Here is a 17,629-nt window from a genome sequence, read left to right on the forward strand (position 1 = left end):
TCTCCTTTTTCAAGCTGCCCGGAGCCACGCATCGAAACTGTCTTTCGGGATGCGGATGCTTCCGCCTACCCGCAGAACACGGAATTCGGTGGTGCTGTTGCACAGGTTGTAAGCAGAGCGCAGGCTGATGGACAGCATCTGTGCGATCTCCTCTACCGTGTACACCAGTGTTGTGGCTTTCAGGCTGTCAGTCGGAGACTTGACGGCATTGGTTTGAGTGACCACTTCCATTGTATCGTTATTCGGAATGGTCTGCAAGATATTTTTCGTATAATCCAAAGATTTCACAGTTTCGGTCATTGCTGTCCTCCTTTTGTCAGGTGCATATTCGTTTCGTGAATCAGCCGATCAACGATTTCATGGATTCCAACTTTTTCTGTGCGTTCTCTTTGCGAAGACTTGCCCCGATGCAGGAAATTGGAACGCACATTTCCAGAATGCGGTCATAAATGCGGGCGTGAGCAGTATCCTGTGGATGCCGTATCTCGTTCAGCGGCAGGTTGGTGGTGACGATCAGCGGTTTTTGGCTGCGGTATCTGCTGTCCACGATGTTGTAGACCTGTTCCAGCGCATACTCTGTACCACGTTCCATCCCGAAATCGTCAATGATGAGCAGTGGATAGCGGCAAAGCTTGTCTACAATTGCATTCCGCCCGGAAAAGCTGTTGTTCAGCTCATTCATGATGCAGGCAAAGTTCGTCATACGCACAGGCACTTCCTGTTCCATTAGAGCGTTTGCAATGCACCCGGCAAGGAAACTCTTGCCGGTGCCCACACCGCCCCAGAGGAGCAGGCCTAGGTTCTCTGCACGCATGATCTGCCATCGCTCCACATAGCGGTGTGCGTAATGCATTTGAGGGGCACGACCATCGTCGTTTTCAAAGTTCCAGTCGAGCATTGCCGTATCCGAGAAGCCTCCTGCTTTCAACCGTCGGACAAGTTCGCTGTGCGTTTGCTGACGAATAGCGACTTCCTGTTGCTCTCGCTCCATCTTACGACACCGGCAATCTACGGGATGCCTGTTCTTTCCCATCAGGACAAGGTTATTTGCAAAGAACGCTTCTTTTGGCGTATGACGCTTTCCACAATGAAGCAGGCCATCTTTGCCATAATAGTCCCCATTCGATTTGGAAACTGCGGGAATGACCGGTTCTAAAACGGTCTTTCCGGTTGTCATAAGCTTTCTCCTTCCCGAAATTCATACAGTGGAACATTTCTTTGTTTTGTATGGTGGTTAAAACTCAGTTTGTTCTTATTCAGGTAGTTAGGTGGGCATTTTTGCACAATCATATTGGTCATTTCTGCACAGTCTGATGAGCCAGAAATGCGCAGAGTGGCAGTGCATTTTTGCGCTGTATGCGGAGTTTTGAGAAAAATTCTGCTGGGCTTTGAAAAACCGCTGCGAGTCCGCTCAATAAGGCCGGCATTCGTTAGTTCTGTAAGAGAACGCGTTATACTGGAGAAGCTGCACCCAAGGGTTTGTGCCAGCTTTGGAATCGGATAGACCACATAAATCCGGCCCTGTTCATCGGTCCAGTTGTTTTTTCGGGAAAGTGTTGCCCGGTCGAGCAGAAGTGCGTACAGCAGCTTTGCTGTATGGTTTAATTGGGCGTCCAGCAAAAACTTTGGAAATGGCAGATACCGGGGTAGCGGAGTACAAACGGTCAAATCATCAAACAAGCCAATCACTCTCCCTGTCGCTGCGATTCCAGCATTTTCTGGCGCTTCGTGCGGATAAAGTCCAGATAGCGCTGCAGACTGTCGGCACATTTTTCAATTCGCTTCCAGTTTTCCGAGGTCGTCAGGAGATCCGGATACTCTCGAAACGTGAGCTCCCAATTCTCGATAAAGGCGTCATAAGCACCTTCAATCGCAGCAATGTGGATGGAATGATCCGCAGGTGCTTCAACAGATTTTTTCAGGGCTTTTTGATCACTTTCGGTCAGTGCCCTTTTGTGCCCTTGTACTTTTTTTGAAATGCCGATCAGAAATCGACTTCCGTCATCATCAAAAGATTCGACCTTCACGGAAGGGCTTTTTGTAGAGGAAGCAAGCTGCTTATCCCGTTTACTTTTCGGTTTGCGAAGTTCTGCAACGATTTTCGACCGCTGTTCCTTCGGAGCCTTAGCGATAGCGCAGATCTCACGGTCAGCAGCTTTGATTTTCCCGTTTAGAATTTCCTCCCGGGCAGCGGGTGCTGCTTCATCGGCAGCCTCCACGCCGTTCATGTACTTTTCGGCACGTCGTACCGTCGCAGACCCAACACCATGTTCTACGGCGATTCGTTCGCAAGTGCGTTTTTCTGAATCGATGTGATCATTTTGATCACATCGATTTACTTTATTGCAATTTCCGGGCTGCCCGCCCACTGCCAGCTTGGTTGATTCATACTCTTTGCCCAGAAGAAACTTCTTTCGTTCCGGGCTGAGATTTCTGCGGCCAAGCTGATTTTTGCAGATCCATGCAAGCGCTTCATACTTGTTCGCAAGCTGGATTTCTTCCACTTCAAACTTGATAAAGCCGTGCTTTTTCAGGATGCGGTAGCGGGTGTGCCCATCCAGAATGTAGCCATTCCATGTGATGATGGGATTCAGAAGACGACCCTCGGCAATGATGTTCTGCTCAAGCTGCTGGAGCTCCTCAAAACTCAGCGGCAAAATTTGAGCGGAAAACTCGGGGTCTATTTTGAGACTGCTTAGTTTCAGCATATTGTTCGCCTCCTTTGACAACAGTGTACCGGTTTCCGCAGCAAAAGTTTATGGACTCGTAGTCCAAGTTACCCACCCCCTTAGTCCATGTGTTGTATACAATGATGCAAAATAAAAAATCCGAGCCAATTCTACGATGCTATAGTGTCATGTGGGTCAGATCAGGGAAACGGTGAAATTTGATAAGTCCAAAATGATGTTATTTTAAATTATGACAAATGAATTTGTAAAAAGCGCTTGACATTGATAATCAAAGCAGAGTATACTTAGCCCAATGACAGAGTGAAATCCGCTCTGGCTTTCTTTTTCAAAAGCTTTTGTTCTTTATTGCACGTGACAACTGAGGTGTGAAATGAATCTTGGAGAAATTGCAGATATCCGTAGCGGACTTGTCCTTTCTCGAAAACAGGCAAGAGCTGACTCCCCGCAGGCGATACGATACCACCAACTTAGTCTACGGGCGGTAAAAGCGGAAGGTGAGATTGATCCTGCTGAATTGGAGCCGTATTTTGCGAAAGAACCATTGTCCATGGACTATCTGACGCAACCAAATGACATTGTAGTGCGCTTGACTGCCCCCTACACAGCAGTTTTGATTGACGACACCACACGCAACTTGGTGATCACGTCGAATTTTGTGGTAATTCGCATTCGGGGAACAGAGCTTATGCCGGGATATCTTTATTGGTATCTGAACACGCCGAAAGCAAAAAGGCAGATCTATCAAAATACCACCAAAAGTATGATCAGCTCCGTAAACGCAAGGTATTTTTGCCGCTTGGAGCTTCAGCTGCCATCGCCGGAAATACAACGCCAGATGGAAGCGCTTCGCTTGCTGGCACAGCAGGAACTACGCCTTCTGCGTAAGTTGGAAGTTGAAAAGCGAAGCTGCTATGAGGCGATGCTGGAACAAATGAATCACGCACAGAGGAAAGGATAACGACTATGACGACAAAATCGGAAATCGAACGCGTTCTTTGGAACGCCTGCGACAGCTTTCGCGGTAAAATTGACAGTTCCCGTTATAAGGACTACATTCTTTCCATGCTGTTCGTAAAATATCTGAGCGACGTTTCGGAGGAAAAGCGAGAGCAATACCGGGAGCAATACGACGGTGATGAACGCCGTGTCGAGCGTGCCATGAGCCGTGAGCGCTTTAAGCTGGATGATACATCTACGTTTGGGTACCTTTATAAAAATCGCCATGATTCCGAAATCGGGCTGAAGATCAACACGGCACTGGCTTCTATTGAAGATCATAACAGCAGCAAGCTTCGGAACGTGTTTCGCTCCATCGATTTCAACTCCAATGTGGACTTTGGTACAGACATCAAGGCAAAAAATGCGACCCTCTGCAACCTGCTGGAAGACTTCCACGGACTTGACCTGCGTTCTTCTGCGCTGGACGGTTCCGACATCATTGGTGACGCCTATGAATATATGATCGGCAACTTTGCTTCGGATGCCGGTAAGAAGGGTGGCGAGTTCTTTACGCCGAGCAAGGTCTCCGAACTGGCAGCGGCATTGGTAGATCCGCAGGAAAATGACCGTATCTATGACCCGACCTGCGGCAGCGGTGGTCTCCTGCTCAAGGCATGCAAGCGCGTGCCGGACGGAAAAGTGGCAGTTTACGGTCAGGAATTAAACGCACAGACATGGGCTCTGTGCAAGATGAATATGTTCCTGCACGAGGTAGACGATGCCCGCATCTGGCAGGGCGATACCCTGAGCAATCCGCAGAACATCGAAAACGATAATCTGATGTTGTTCCAGTGCATTGTAGCAAACCCGCCATTCAGTTTGGACAAATGGGACAGCGGCTTCCTTTCCAATGCGGTTCTGGATGCCAAGGGAAAAAAGCCGGAAAAAATGAACGCTTCTCTGGACCCATGGGGGCGCTTTGATTGGGGCGTTCCACCATCCTCCAAGGGTGATTATGCTTTTGTTCTGCATATGCTCAACAGCCTTGACCGCAGTCATGGCCGAATGGCTGTCGTGCTGCCCCACGGTGTACTGTTCCGTGGCGCAAGTGAGGGCAAAATTCGCCGCCAGATTGTTGAACACAACCTTCTGGATGCTGTGATCGGTCTGCCTGCCAACCTGTTTTACGGCACGGGTATTCCGGCCTGCATTCTGGTGTTCCGCAAGGATCGCATTAGCCGCGGTGTCGATAATGTTCTGTTCATCGACGCTTCCGCAGAGGGCAACTTCGAGAAAGGCAAGAACCAGAACCTTCTGCGAGACACGGACATCCAGAAAATTGTGGATGCCTATAAAAAGCGTGAAACCACGCCGAAGTACAGCTATCGTGCGACGCTGGATGAAATCCGGGAGAACGACTACAATCTGAACATTCCCCGCTATGTGGATACTTTTGAAGAGGAAGCTCCGGTGGATATTCAGGCGGTGAAGAAAAATATTGCGGATATCGAAGCTGAGCTGGCACAGGTACAGGAGCAGATGAAAAAGTATCTGGATGAGCTGGGGCTCTAAATGTTTAAATGAGGCTATGCACGATTTATGATGCAAAAATTCTGAAATATTGTTGTTTAAATTGTACATTGGCGTATGATATACTTTCTTATGGAAGGGAAGCAAGAATATGGCTGATGAAAGCTTATCGACTGCAGGAAGTAATTCACAGGAGGAAGGAAAAATGGGAGCATTGACGGATTTTTTAGGAGCCGGCGAAGTTGCTACTGCGCTAGGTGGGGTTGTCACTGCATTACTGGATAAACTGGAGCATGCAGTGGGGTGGTGTGCAAATCATGATACACCAAGTCGTATAGCAGTAGATACTTATATTGCAGAAATTCAAAATAGCGACAAGGATCCATTGGTTAAAGCTGCATTGATCAGTAACTCAAAAAAGATTATTAAGGAGTACTGCAACCAAGAAGATATTGTAGCCATTGCAATACAATCTGTGAAAAGTGATGCAAAACCAGAAAATATTGATGATGACTGGCTAGCACAGTTCATGGATAAAGCTCGTCTTGTATCGAAAAAAGAGTTTCAGTTGATATGGGGTAAAATTCTGGCGAATGAATGTAATCATCCGGGATGTATACCAAGAGTTTTGTTAGAAATTCTTTCACGGATGGATACACTTGATGCCGAAGTATTCTCTTTTTTGTGTTCAACAACAATTGCTTTGGAAGATGATTTCGCTCCCGTTATAATATACAACAAACTCGAAGATTATAATTTCCCGAAAATGACATTCGACCAATTGCTAGACCTCGAGGCATTGGGCCTGATCAGCACAGATTTTGATGGATTTCCTGGAGGATTTTATATGTCTACTTCAAAAGAAAATAGTAGAGTGTGCTATTTTGAAAAATTCAAGTCAGTTGAAAAAGATGAAAAAGTTCCAGTTGGAAATATTATCTATACAAAAGCAGGAAAGGCATTGTATAATTCCATACAACCCGAAAGAATTTCAAACTTTTGGGAGGGCCTTATTCTTCCATTTTGGAACAGCATGAAAAATATTATTGAATCCCAGACCGAATGAGGACGGCTGAAGTGTGAAAATGAAAGTAGTTGCAATAAAATCTATCGCGGATGTTTCTTCGGGAAATACACCAAGTCGGCGAAAGTCAGAATATTGGAATGGTAGTATTCCATGGATTACCACAGGTGAATTGGAATCTGGATGTGTAACGGCATCGAAAGAGTGCGTTACAGAAAAGGCCTTAAAGGAAACTGCACTAAAACTGTATCATAAAGGAACTGTCTTAATTGCAATGTATGGGCAGGGAAAAACGAGAGGTACAGCAGCAGTCCTTGGAATCGAAGCTACTGTAAATCAAGCATGTGCAGCCCTTACCGTACACAGTGGATGTTCAAAATTTCTTTTCTATCAGTTGCAAAATTCATATCATGCAATTCGAAGATTGAGTAATACCGGGAATCAAGAAAACTTGAATGCAGAGATTATCAAAAATTTCAAGATTCTATGGCCAGATGAACTTGAGCAGCAAAAGATTGTTGCCATCCTTTCCACACAGGACAAAGTGATTGAGCTGAAAGAAAAGCTCCTTGCTCAAAAACAGCAGCAGAAAAAATATCTGATGCAGCAGTTGTTGACCGGGAAAAAGCGGCTGCCGGGATTTTGTGAGAAATGGACGAGAAAACAGCTCGGTGAGTTATTTGAAAATCGAGTTGAGATCAATCGAAGTGATCTCGGTCTCCTTGCAATAACAAGCACAAGAGGAATTTTGCCTAGGGATTGTCTTGATTTAAAAGACAATTCGAGTGAAGACAAATCAAAATATCTAAGAATTTGCCCAGGCGATATTGGTTACAATACCATGCGGATGTGGCAAGGCGTTTCTGCCTATTCGGAGTATGAAGGTATTGTAAGCCCGGCATATACCATTCTCGCACCGATGGAGGGTGTATATTCACGCTATTTTGCATATCTTTTTAAGACACAGTCTGTGATTTTTTCTTTTTACCGTTTTTCCCAAGGACTTGTAGATGATACAAGAAATTTGAAATATGAGAATTTTAAAAAGATCAGCGTGTCCATCCCTTCAAAGGTGGCTGAACAAAGAGCAATTGTTCAAATCTTAAGCACCGCCGACCATGAAATTGGTCTGCTCCAAAAATCTATCGAGGCTGAAAAGCAGAAGAAAAAAGCGCTGATGCAGTTGTTGTTAACTGGAGCTGTGAGGGTGAAATAAAATGGAAGAGGTAAGCGAAAAAACTAGTCTTTCTGAAGAAAAAATAAAGGAATATCTAAAGAAAACGCCGGCGGTTTTAATCGCGGTAGTCTCAGCGATTGTAACTGTTATGTCGGCTATAATCGGGTATGCTGGGAGACTTTCCAACGTTGCATATTTGAAATACTGGAATGTTGATGAGTTATATGCTACATTGGAAACAAAAAATGTTGCTTATTTAGCCGTGAATTCGGTTATGTGGATGGTGGCAATTACTATTGCAAATGGTATTGCTGAAAGAGCGGTTGCAAACTATTATCACTATTCAGTAGTTGAACGGTATATTCAAAAGCAAATAGGTGTTTGCTTGAAAATATATAAAAGTTCAGAAAAACAAGTGATTTTGATTGAAAAGGATTTTTGGAGCAACAAACACGCAACTGAGAAGGATTTTTTCCTGTGGAAGAAAATTGCATCAATAAAAGAAGACTTAAAGCTGCAAAGACAGGCACTAAAAGAGTTGAAATATGAAAATCGACATAATATTTGGCGATGGAAAAAGGCTCTTATAATAGATTCTGTGGCAGCAGAGGCAATTCTTTTTTTTACGGCGTGGCTGTCTTTTACGGCGGTCAGCTTAACGGAACTAGCATCAATAACATTACTTAGTTTCCTGCAACTGGCTCTAGCTTTTTTTTATTCCTATGAGAACACGAAAAACCAAAGAGAGACACTGAGAAAGCATTCTCAGGAAAGTGTATTTAAGAAAGAAAATCTAAGATTGTCGGAACGCATAAAAAAATTAAAGAAAAGCGAATCAGAACAATATGAAAAAAATAGAGGGCATTTTAAAGTTGATTTTAAATCTGTGATTTTGCTCGCTCTGGCAACAATAGTCGCAGTGCTTTTTGTAATGCCATTAGCTGGATTTCTATCAGCAAAATCACAGAGGAGATTTAAGATTATCCTGCATGAAACTACAAATGAAATGGTGGTTTTCCACAATGAGGATACTTACATTTTGGAAGAAGCCGAAATAAATGAAAATACTATTACGATTAACACCGCCAAGCAACGTATTCTGAAAACAAATGATATTGCATTTGAAAAGATGACATTTGATACAGTTGTCAAAAAATAAGGAGGTCACCATGAACCTCGATAAATCCATTTACTCCGAAGCCAACATCAGCAAAAAGCCTGCGCTGGAACTGCTGCAGGCCATGGGGTATACATATCTCTCCCCGGAAGAATGCCGTCAGCAGCGCGGAAGTGGCTACCGGGTGCTGTTGCGGGATGTGCTGCGCGGTCAGCTGCGGAAGCTGAACCGCTATACCTACGGCGGTGTGGAAAATGAATTTTCTGCAGTCAACATTGAGCACGCCATGGATGATCTGGAAATACCGCTGACGGACGGTCTTGTGCGCACCAGCGAGAAAATCTATGATGCGCTTATGTTGGGCAAAAGTTATCCCGAAACTGTAGGCGAAGGAAGGCTGCTGAACTTCAACTTGAAGTACATTGACTGGGAGGACCCGACGCAGAACCTTTACCATGTCACGGAAGAATTTGCGGTGGAAAGCGCCGATGGACAGCATGATGCCCGCCCGGACATCGTGCTGTTTGTCAATGGAATTCCGTTTGCGGTGATTGAATGCAAGGCTCCGGATATCCCGGTGGAACAAGCTGTTGAGCAAACCTGCCGTAACCAGCAGCCTCACTATATCCCCCAGCTTTATGCGTTTGCGCAGATCGTAATGGCGACCAATAAAAACGAGGTGCGCTATGCGACAACGGGAACGCCGAAAAAATTCTGGAGCATCTGGAAAGAGCAAGATGCAGATTTCCTGGACCGGGAAATAGCTCAGCTGATCCCGGATCGGACACCGACGGTGCAGGATAAAGATATTGTTTCCCTGTTTACACCGGTCCGTTTGTTGGAACTGACAAAGTATTTCGTGCTGTTTGACTACAATGTGAAAAAGATCTGCCGATATCAGCAATATTTTGCGGTAAAGGAAATTCTGCACACAGTCAAACAGCGTGATGAAAAAGGAAATCGGCGCGGCGGTGTGATCTGGCATACACAGGGCAGCGGAAAAAGTCTGACCATGGTGATGGTGGCGAAATATTTGCTGCTGGAGCTGCAGGCAGACCATCCACGTGTAGTGATCGTCACCGACCGAAAAGAGCTGGATAAGCAAATCACGGCGACATTCGCGCACACGCGGCTTCGCCCTGCGCGTGCTACCAACGGGCGGCATCTGCTGGGATTGGTTACGGATGAGCGGGTGGACATCGTCACCAGCATCATCAACAAATTCAGCACGGCCGAGCGGCTGGACGGTTGCAACAAATCTCGGGACATCTTTGTTCTTGTGGACGAAAGCCACCGCTCCAATTACGGCAAAATGTCACATAAAATGCGGACGGTTTTCCCGAACGCCTGCTATATCGGCTTTACGGGAACGCCCTTGATGAAGAGCGAGAAGAACACCTTGAAAAAGTTTGGCGGACTGATTCACAAGTATACGATTCAGGACGGTGTAGCCGATGGTGCAATTGTTCCACTGATCTATGAAGGCCGCTTTGTGGAGCAGAAAGTTGACGAAAAGAACATCGACCTATGGTTTCAGCAAACAACAAAACGCCTGACGGAATCACAGCGGGATGATCTCGCCCGGAAATGGAGCAGCATCCGACGGCTGACCTCTACGGATGCACGCATCAAACGGATCGCTTTGGACATCAACGAGGACTTTTGCCGAACCTATAAAAATACAGGCTTCAAGGGAATGGTCGCCACCAATTACAAGCGGGATGCCGTTCGGTATCTGGAATGCTTTGAGCAATTTGGCGATCTGAACTGCGCTGTCGTGATCTCGGCCCCGGATCTGCGCGAGAGCGTGGATGATGCAGATGAAGGAGCAGACGACAAGGTAGTTGCCTACTGGAATCGGATGATGCAGCGCTATGGCAGTGCCGATGATTATGAAGAAGCAATCAAGGCACAGTATCATGCCGGAGAACTGGATCTTGTGATCGTGTGCAGCAAATGGCTTACCGGCTTTGATGAGCCGCTCTGCCAAGTGCTTTACTTGGACAAAGAACTTAAGGAGCACGGTTTGCTTCAGGCCATTGCCCGCACAAACCGCCTGTGCGAGGGAAAAAGCTATGGAATGATCGTGGATTACCGGGGCCTGATCAAAAAATTGGATGAGGCAATGGAGCTTTACAGTGGTGCCGGGCTGGAAAACTTTGATGGGCATGATCTGAAAGGCGTTGTGGTGGACGTGCTCTCTGCGATTGGAACGGTACGCAACGATTATTCTGCACTGATGGAGTTGCTTTCGGCTGTTCCCGGTCTGACACTTGCCGGAACCGATGCAGAGGCGGTAGAGGTTTTCTTAGCGGATAATTCGAAGCGGGAAGAGTTTTACAAACGGCTGTGTAACTTTGGCCGCTCCTTGAATCTTGTTCTGAATTCTGAAAAAACCTATGAGGCGCTGGCAGTGGAAGAGCGGGAAAAATATATCAAAGCATTTGGCTTTTTCTCTGCGGTACGGCGCAGTGTGAAACCTCGTTATGGGGATTCAATTGACAATCGGGAATACGAACCACTGATGCAAAACCTGCTGGACGTACACCTTTCAGTAGAGGGTCTGAAGCGAATCACCGAGCCGGTAGACATTCTGGACAGAGATGCGTTTGAAAAGGAATTAAACGAGTTAGGCTCACTGCGTGCCAAAGCTGATGCGATTCGCACACGGCTCGCCAAGAGTATCAATACGAAGTATCAGGAGAACCCAGCATACTATGAAAATTTTTCCAAGCGCATCAAGGAAGCGCTGGAGCTGTATAAAGCCCGGACGATAACGGAGGCAGAATATCTGGCCAAGATGCGGGATATTCTGGAGGATTACCGCACGGGAAAAAGCGCTATCGCATACCCGGATCGTATCCGAGCCAATGTCCATGCACAGGCGTTCTATGGTGTACTGACCGCGATTTTCTCCAATGAAAAATTGTCAGTGGAGCCTGATTTTGCCGCCGAGATGGCACTGGATATTACGACAATCATCGAAAAGCATAGCCAGGTGGACTGGACCCATAACCTGACGATTCATGATCGAATCTCACAGGATATTGATGATCTGTTTTACCGCTATCAAAAAGAAAAGGGCCTGGTACTTTCTTTTGATGTGATTGACATGATTATTGAAAATGTTAAAACAGTTGCGTTGCGGAGGTTTGCATGATACAGATTTGTGCGGTTGAGACGGAGCATGGTTATATCTGCTATCAGCTGGAACGAAAGAACGTACGCAATATCAATCTTCGGATTCGGACAGATTCCTCTGTTTATATTTCTGCTCCGAAAGATGTCTCGGAAAGTGTTGTTACACAATTTGTGAAACGACGCAGCCGTTACATTGCTGAGGCACAGCAGCAATTTCGAGAATTCCGACAGTACGCACCGCAGCCCCGGCATTATGTCAGTGGGGAAAGCTTTTCCGTGTTGGGGCGCAGTCTGCGTCTGCGGGTAGAGCAAGGAAAAAAAGACGATATACGTTCCGATGGCGTTTATCTCTATCTTACCGTAAAAGACACAGAAGATCAGGAACAAAAAAAGCGTCTTGTTGACCGTTATCTGAATAAGGTGTGCCGCGAAATATTTCAGCAGACAGTGGATCAGCTTTATCCGATATTTCGAAAATATGATGTGCCATTTCCACGAATCCATATTCGATCGATGGATACTCGCTGGGGATCTTGTCTTCCACAGAAAGCTATCATTACATTGAACCGGCACTTGCTCGAAATGCCCGTCAGTTGCATTGAATATGTAGTATTGCACGAGTTTTGTCATTTTCTGTACCCAAACCACTCGAAGGATTTTTATGCGATACTGTCGACACTTATGCCAGATTGGCAGCAACGCAAAAAACTGTTAGACAAAAATGCACAGTTTGAATGGAGTCAAAAATATGAAACGTTTTGTGGTGGTGAGAGCTGAAGGGTATATGACCAGCAGACCCGCAAGCAGTGTCTTCGTATATACAAAGACCATTTTGCGTTGCAAAATACTTGTTGGGAAATCCCAAACCCTTCAAATCTGCACCGTCCCGGCGCAGGCTGCGCGATGGAATCGCTGAATAGCACAAAGGCATGTTGGAGTCCAGATGTGAAAAAACGGCAAAGCAGATAAAATCCCCTTTACCGTCTCAAAAAATATTCTATTACGCTGTGATTGCGTTGGCGTTGACCTGCTTACAGCACTGACGATATCCGCTTCACCTTCAAGAACGGTCAAGAAATCAAGGTATAAAAGAACCGCCCCACCATCGGATTTACTCCGGTAGTGAGGCGGTTTTTCTGTGATATTATTCGAATTGCGTTGTTTTCAAAAATTCATCATAACTCTCCTGAAGTCTCTTATTTAAGTCACCATAGAAATATTGTTGAATCTCTTTTTTATGGGTAGGAACATATTCATCCACCCAATTTTCCAAACACGCTGTCACATTCACTAAAAGCTCATTCAGATGCATATGGTAGGACCCTTCATGCGGCTGAGCTTCCTTTAGATAATTACTCTCCATCATCGCTCTCCAAGTATCGACAAATGTATCCGAATTGTCCATTTTTTTAGCCGCCATATTGATTGCCTTTATTTGGTCCTGTGCAATTCTGTACTGTCCCAATTCATAGCACATTTGATGGAATTCTAAAGGTACTTCATAAAACAAATTGCTTTCTAAAACATTAGACCAAAACCCAACTAAATCTCTTTTTATATCTTCCGGTAAATCTTCTATTAGCCTTCTGACCGATTTTTCAGATAACCCTGTTGCTTCACAGAATCTAATAACATCTGGATTTTCACTTTTAATTGAAGATAAGCCAAACAGGTAATCTGCTGAACATCCAAAAAAATCACAATACGCTTTGACATATCTACCCTGCAATTTATCTGTACCTTCTAAATTTAAGTGTTCCTGTATTCTGCGCGTCATACTTCCTATTATAGATATCTCGTCTTCAGATGCACTGCCTACAGGGACTATCTCCTCGGCATATAAAGCCTGCGCTAATTCTCTTGCCGTTGAAAGGTTTCGCTCCTCCATCAATTTCCACAGTCTGTTATAGAAAATCTTTTCATCATCATGATTTATAGATTTGAATGCCATTATATCACCTCGTTAAAGACATATTTATCTTTTTTATGTTTACAAACGATTGAAACAGACGTTTTTAAAGATTGATTCATCCGTCATCTAGTAGTATGATATAGCTACACCAAGGAACTGTCAATCCCGGACAAACATATATTTAGGAGGTTATCTATGAACAAACAAAATACTATGCAGCCACTCGGCGAAACGAAATCTCTTCAGAACATAGTCATCGATGAAGTCTGTCAAAAAATTTCTGATGCAGTAATCGATGCCGAAGCCACATCAGAAGAGAAATATATAACAAAACAAAAATTAATTGTGTCGGCCGATGACATGAACACCCAAGAACAGCTGGATGCTATGGACAGAAATTACGACCGCAGAAATCAGGAGCGTTGGCAAAACGTACTCTATTTTGCCGTAGTATCTTTTAGTGTAGTTGGAATAGCAATTGGTAGCCCTATTGCAATCAAAAACGTCCACAGACTTCTCTCAGCCGCTTAAGTTGAACTGAAAAAGCCCGGAGTTTTCTACATTGTATGAATTTGATGTTGAAAATTCGATGTTTCGTCCTATTGACGGTTTTGTGCAGAACAACTATAATATAATCGATATTATCATAATTCAAATTATATTAAGCAAGAGGTGAATGGTATGGACTTCATTGGTAGAACATCCGAACTGGCAACGCTGAATGCGGAGCTAGAGCACGGCAGCGGCTTTGTGGTGATTTACGGCAGGCGGCGTGTTGGAAAAACGACGCTGATCAAAGAGTTTATCAAAGATAAACGCGCGTTCTACTTTTTGGCAACCACAGAAAGTGAAGCCCAGAGCATGAAGCGGTTTGCCGGAGTGCTTTCCCGCACTACTAAGAACCCCATGCTCAGCAAGGTCACATTCACCGACTGGCTGGATTTATTCCAAGTGGTAGCAGATGACCACCCGGACGAGAAAAAGGTGCTTGTCATTGATGAATTTCCGTATCTGGTCAAGACGAACCCGGATTTCCCGTCCATCTTGCAAAACGCATGGGATGAAGTGCTGAAAGACCATAACGTGATGCTGGTTCTCTGCGGTTCCCTCATCAGCATGATGAAAAAACACGCACTTGCCTACGACAGTCCGCTCTATGGCCGCAGAACGGCACAGATTCGGCTGATGCCGCTGCAATTTACGGATGTGTATGCGGCGCAGAACCTGTCGTTTGAGCAGGCTGTGGAGCAGTATGCCATCACGGGCGGCGTACCGAAATATATGGAGTTTTTCCAGACGGACGAGCCGCTGGTGGAGCAGATTCGGCGTGTGGTACTGTCGAAAAATGGCTTTTTGTATGAAGAACCGGATTTCTTGCTCAACGAGGAAGTGCAGACGCCTATCAACTATTTCTCCGTGCTAAAAGCGATTTCGGACGGCAACCACAAGCTGAGCAAGATCGGTATGACGATGGAGCAGGACACGTCAGCTATTACGCCGTACCTGAAAACACTGATCGACCTTGGTTTTGTTATCAAGAACGTTCCCATCACCGAAAAGAATCCAGAGCGTTCCCGGAAAAGCCTGTACTATGTTTCGGACAACTTCATTCGCTTTTGGTTCCGCTATGTGTACCCGTTCAAGGGAGAGTTGGAACTGGACAACCAACAGATCGTGCTGGACGAGATGGGCAAAGACTTTAAGCAAAAATTTGTGGCTTTCGCTTATGAGAGCATCTGCCGGAATATCTTTGCGGAACTGTGCCGAAAGGGGCAGATCGAATTTGCGCCCTCACGCATTGGCTCTTACTGGCGCAACGACAACGAGGGAGACACAGAGATCGATGTTGCAGCGGTGGACCATCAGCATAAGCGGCTGTTCCTCGGTGAGTGCAAGTACCATGCGAAACCTGTGGATGTGGCGGTCTACGCTGCCTTGCAGGAAAAGGGGCAGTCCAAAGAACTTACAGCGGCGTTTAGTGGCTACAAAATTGTGTATGGGCTGTTCTCCAAGAGCGGTTTTACAGATCGACTGGTGGAGATGGCAGCGGAGAATTCCAACCTGATTCTGATTCAGGAAGATGCAGTTTACAAGAAATAATATAATCCGAATTATCATAAGTTTAATTATATTATTGCGGGATTTTCTGTGCGCTATGTTTAGCGACCTTGAGCCAAAATGTAGCATCCTTTGGGCAAGATTTAGCAACTATGTCTTAAAAATAGCAATCTCTGAAAAAGTTTAGCAGGTGTTCATATCTCATGGGGTACGGAAAGTGTGGAAAGTAACGCGGAAAGTGCGGAAACTTGCCATATAAAAAAGCAGAAACTTCTTTCCCCAAATGGCAACTTCTACGCTAAATGTGGCAACTTTATCTCAAAAAATGGCAACCTCCATGCTAAAAGTGGCAAGTGACATATACAAAATGCCATTATACAGAATGCCCACTCCCCTGAGAACTTCTCAGACGAGTGGGCATTCTTCTTTCCATGTATCAAATTTACCTTTGTGGTCACTCAAATCGCCATCAAGTCAGTGGTTAAAACTATCATTTTTCATTTGTCCCAGAGTAAGTGCACGGTTTCTGCACTGTTTTTGCACGGTTTCAAGGGATGCAATGGGTACTCTGATTTGCAAAATATGACAAAGGGTGCAGAAATTACACAGTGAAAAATCACGATGCTTTGCACAAAAATGACGTAAACTCGAAACTTCTAAAATCAGAGTGTTCTGCCCGGTGGGCTCTTTTAATCAGAGGGCCAGGGATTCGAGTTCCCTCGAACACACAAAAATCACACGAAGAATCGTAAGATTCATCGTGGAATTTTCCGCTTTTCGGGGTTCTGCACACTTTTGCACACCGGCGGGAAAGCCGTGTTTTTCCTTGCATTGTCTGCATTCTGTGCATCGTGGCGGAACTTGTCGGGGCGAGGCCCCTCCATCTTGCTGGCGCAAGACCGTTCTGTTACTTAAAAGCCCCACTGGGGCTTTCATTGCTGCGCTCGCAAACGCGAATCTTTCCATACTTTTTTCAGGCGAACAGCAGGCGGGTGAACTCACGCCGCTGGTCGGGGTTCATCTGCCGGACAACCTTCAGCATCCCTTCCGGGGTGATCTGGATGCCGTCCGGCAGATTTTCTTTTACCGGCACAGGAAAAAGCTGTCTTGAGCATATGTGGGTCGCTGATATGGAGTTTGCCGTTGCTCCTGAGATCGTGGATAGCAGCCCTCCGAAATCACCGTTTTCTCTGCACAGAAAACAGGATCACGCTTCTGATTGAAATATTACTTGATTTGAAACCGAATGTTAATTTCTGCGAGAAAATGAGCCGTGTATTTCAAACAAAAAACCGCCTACATCACAAACGATGCAGGCGGTTTTCTCGGGGGAGTAAAACGGAAATCAAAAAGTGTTAGTGACAATTTCCGGTACAACCACCCTTGTCCTCATGGCAGGAATGAGAGCCGCAGGTGTGCCCCTCCTCATGGCTGTGATGGTCGCAGTGGGCATTTGGATCAAAAACAAGATTTCCTGCAAGGTAATCCGCAACAACGCTGTCAGCTGCGCCAGAAATGCCGCCAAACAGCTGAATCCCGGCCTGTGCAAGAGCGTTCTGCGCACCGGCACCAATACCGCCGCAGAGAACGACATTTACACCGTTCTGAACAAGGAAGCCCACCAATGCACCATGGCCTTGACCATTGGAAGAAACGATCTCACTGCTCAGAATTTTGCCGTTTTCTGTATCGTAGATTTTGAACAGTGCGGAGTGGCCAAAGTGCTGGAACACCTGACCGTTTTCGTAAGGAACTGCGATTTTCATAGCTGAATCTCCTTTTGCTTTTTAGCGTTTATCAGAATAATTGCAAATTTGGATGGCCGCACCATGCTCCATCCGCTGAAAGCCGTGCTTTTCATAGATCGGGACATTCTTTTCGTCCTCTGGCGTCCCCTCGATATATAGGTAGTTCTTATATTTTTCTTTGATACGTTCCAGCATCTCTCCGGCAATGCCTTTCCCCTGATAATCAGGATGTACCAGCACATAGTGAATTGTTTTGTTACTTGGTGGTGAACGGAACGGCAGCAATATGCGGC

16 protein-coding genes are annotated in these 17,629 nt (G+C 45.5%); 9 read left to right on the forward strand and 7 right to left on the reverse strand.

Annotated features, from left to right (window positions below):
* Positions 1–9 precede the first annotated feature (9 nt).
* Genes MTP37_RS01000 through MTP37_RS01015 form a run of 4 tightly spaced genes read right to left on the reverse strand, consistent with a single transcriptional unit; the run spans position 10 to position 2,708 of the window.
* The gene (locus tag MTP37_RS01000; RefSeq protein WP_215673784.1) at positions 10–300 is read right to left on the reverse strand and encodes a helix-turn-helix domain-containing protein; all 291 of its coding nucleotides are present in this window, start codon (positions 298–300) and stop codon (positions 10–12) included.
* Positions 301–340: 40 nt separating this feature from the next.
* The gene (locus MTP37_RS01005; RefSeq protein ID WP_249237809.1) at positions 341–1,177 is read right to left on the reverse strand and encodes an ATP-binding protein; all 837 of its coding nucleotides are present in this window, start codon (positions 1,175–1,177) and stop codon (positions 341–343) included.
* Positions 1,174–1,680 (reverse strand): replication initiator protein A, encoded by a 507-nt coding sequence (locus MTP37_RS01010; RefSeq protein ID WP_249237810.1) that lies wholly within the window; start codon positions 1,678–1,680, stop codon positions 1,174–1,176. The genes MTP37_RS01005 and MTP37_RS01010 overlap by 4 nt, the downstream gene beginning before the upstream one ends.
* Before the next feature lie 5 nt (positions 1,681–1,685).
* Positions 1,686–2,708 carry a ParB N-terminal domain-containing protein gene (locus MTP37_RS01015; RefSeq protein ID WP_249237811.1) on the reverse strand — a complete coding sequence of 341 codons (1,023 nt, stop codon included), beginning with the start codon at positions 2,706–2,708 and terminating at the stop codon, positions 1,686–1,688.
* 352 nt (positions 2,709–3,060) lie between these two features.
* Here MTP37_RS01015 and MTP37_RS01020 point away from each other — a divergent pair, with 352 nt between their 5' ends.
* From MTP37_RS01020 to MTP37_RS01050, 7 genes are all read left to right on the forward strand, one after another.
* Positions 3,061–3,648 carry a restriction endonuclease subunit S gene (locus tag MTP37_RS01020; protein WP_249237812.1) on the forward strand — a complete coding sequence of 196 codons (588 nt, stop codon included), beginning with the start codon at positions 3,061–3,063 and terminating at the stop codon, positions 3,646–3,648.
* Between the two features lie 5 nt (positions 3,649–3,653).
* Positions 3,654–5,201, forward strand: a complete 1,548-nt coding sequence (locus MTP37_RS01025) for a type I restriction-modification system subunit M (protein WP_249237813.1) — start codon at positions 3,654–3,656, stop codon at positions 5,199–5,201.
* Between the two features lie 109 nt (positions 5,202–5,310).
* The gene (locus MTP37_RS01030) at positions 5,311–6,225 is read left to right on the forward strand and encodes a DUF2806 domain-containing protein (protein WP_249237814.1); all 915 of its coding nucleotides are present in this window, start codon (positions 5,311–5,313) and stop codon (positions 6,223–6,225) included.
* Positions 6,226–6,244: 19 nt separating this feature from the next.
* Positions 6,245–7,399: a restriction endonuclease subunit S gene (locus MTP37_RS01035; protein WP_249238733.1), complete on the forward strand. Its 1,155-nt coding sequence runs from the start codon at positions 6,245–6,247 to the stop codon at positions 7,397–7,399.
* 1 nt (position 7,400) lies between these two features.
* Positions 7,401–8,519, forward strand: coding sequence for a hypothetical protein (locus MTP37_RS01040; protein ID WP_249237815.1), 1,119 nt, complete (start codon positions 7,401–7,403; stop codon positions 8,517–8,519).
* A 10-nt stretch (positions 8,520–8,529) separates the two neighbouring features.
* Complete coding sequence (locus MTP37_RS01045) at positions 8,530–11,637, forward strand: type I restriction endonuclease subunit R (protein WP_249237816.1); 3,108 nt, start codon at positions 8,530–8,532, stop codon at positions 11,635–11,637.
* On the forward strand, positions 11,634–12,395 hold the full coding sequence (locus MTP37_RS01050) for a M48 family metallopeptidase (protein WP_249237817.1): 762 nt from the start codon (positions 11,634–11,636) through the stop codon (positions 12,393–12,395). Before MTP37_RS01045 ends, MTP37_RS01050 begins: the two co-directional genes overlap by 4 nt.
* Before the next feature lie 367 nt (positions 12,396–12,762).
* Here MTP37_RS01050 and MTP37_RS01055 read toward each other — a convergent pair whose 3' ends face one another.
* The gene (locus MTP37_RS01055) at positions 12,763–13,569 is read right to left on the reverse strand and encodes a hypothetical protein (protein ID WP_249237818.1); all 807 of its coding nucleotides are present in this window, start codon (positions 13,567–13,569) and stop codon (positions 12,763–12,765) included.
* Between the two features lie 156 nt (positions 13,570–13,725).
* On the opposite strand from MTP37_RS01055, the gene MTP37_RS01060 reads away from it, so the two are divergent.
* Positions 13,726–14,061, forward strand: a complete 336-nt coding sequence (locus MTP37_RS01060; protein ID WP_112091683.1) for a hypothetical protein — start codon at positions 13,726–13,728, stop codon at positions 14,059–14,061.
* Positions 14,062–14,211: 150 nt separating this feature from the next.
* Positions 14,212–15,630, forward strand: a complete 1,419-nt coding sequence (locus tag MTP37_RS01065) for an ATP-binding protein (RefSeq protein ID WP_249237819.1) — start codon at positions 14,212–14,214, stop codon at positions 15,628–15,630.
* Positions 15,631–16,943: 1,313 nt separating this feature from the next.
* On the opposite strand, the gene MTP37_RS01070 is transcribed toward MTP37_RS01065, so the two are convergent.
* Both MTP37_RS01070 and MTP37_RS01075 read right to left on the reverse strand, forming a co-directional pair.
* Positions 16,944–17,354 carry a NifB/NifX family molybdenum-iron cluster-binding protein gene (locus MTP37_RS01070; protein ID WP_249237820.1) on the reverse strand — a complete coding sequence of 137 codons (411 nt, stop codon included), beginning with the start codon at positions 17,352–17,354 and terminating at the stop codon, positions 16,944–16,946.
* 21 nt (positions 17,355–17,375) lie between these two features.
* Complete coding sequence (locus MTP37_RS01075) at positions 17,376–17,621, reverse strand: GNAT family N-acetyltransferase (RefSeq protein WP_249237821.1); 246 nt, start codon at positions 17,619–17,621, stop codon at positions 17,376–17,378.
* Between the last annotated feature and the right edge of the window lie 8 nt (positions 17,622–17,629).

Source organism: Faecalibacterium sp. HTF-F (genome assembly GCF_023347535.1).
Taxonomy (GTDB): Bacteria; Bacillota; Clostridia; order Oscillospirales; family Ruminococcaceae; genus Faecalibacterium; species Faecalibacterium wellingii.

Bases quoted from the DNA above. Each gene is read 5' to 3' on its own strand.
- MTP37_RS01055 (WP_249237818.1), bottom strand. From the start codon at position 13,569: ATGGCATTCAAATCTATAAATCATGATGATGAAAAGATTTTCTATAAC.
- MTP37_RS01070 (WP_249237820.1), bottom strand. From the start codon at position 17,354: ATGAAAATCGCAGTTCCTTACGAAAACGGTCAGGTGTTCCAGCACTTT.
- MTP37_RS01040 (WP_249237815.1), top strand. From the start codon at position 7,401: ATGGAAGAGGTAAGCGAAAAAACTAGTCTTTCTGAAGAAAAAATAAAG.
- MTP37_RS01015 (WP_249237811.1), bottom strand. From the start codon at position 2,708: ATGCTGAAACTAAGCAGTCTCAAAATAGACCCCGAGTTTTCCGCTCAA.
- MTP37_RS01035 (WP_249238733.1), top strand. From the start codon at position 6,245: ATGAAAGTAGTTGCAATAAAATCTATCGCGGATGTTTCTTCGGGAAAT.
- MTP37_RS01020 (WP_249237812.1), top strand. From the start codon at position 3,061: ATGAATCTTGGAGAAATTGCAGATATCCGTAGCGGACTTGTCCTTTCT.
- MTP37_RS01030 (WP_249237814.1), top strand. From the start codon at position 5,311: ATGGCTGATGAAAGCTTATCGACTGCAGGAAGTAATTCACAGGAGGAA.
- MTP37_RS01005 (WP_249237809.1), bottom strand. From the start codon at position 1,177: ATGACAACCGGAAAGACCGTTTTAGAACCGGTCATTCCCGCAGTTTCC.
- MTP37_RS01025 (WP_249237813.1), top strand. From the start codon at position 3,654: ATGACGACAAAATCGGAAATCGAACGCGTTCTTTGGAACGCCTGCGAC.
- MTP37_RS01050 (WP_249237817.1), top strand. From the start codon at position 11,634: ATGATACAGATTTGTGCGGTTGAGACGGAGCATGGTTATATCTGCTAT.
- MTP37_RS01065 (WP_249237819.1), top strand. From the start codon at position 14,212: ATGGACTTCATTGGTAGAACATCCGAACTGGCAACGCTGAATGCGGAG.
- MTP37_RS01045 (WP_249237816.1), top strand. From the start codon at position 8,530: ATGAACCTCGATAAATCCATTTACTCCGAAGCCAACATCAGCAAAAAG.
- MTP37_RS01000 (WP_215673784.1), bottom strand. From the start codon at position 300: ATGACCGAAACTGTGAAATCTTTGGATTATACGAAAAATATCTTGCAG.
- MTP37_RS01060 (WP_112091683.1), top strand. From the start codon at position 13,726: ATGAACAAACAAAATACTATGCAGCCACTCGGCGAAACGAAATCTCTT.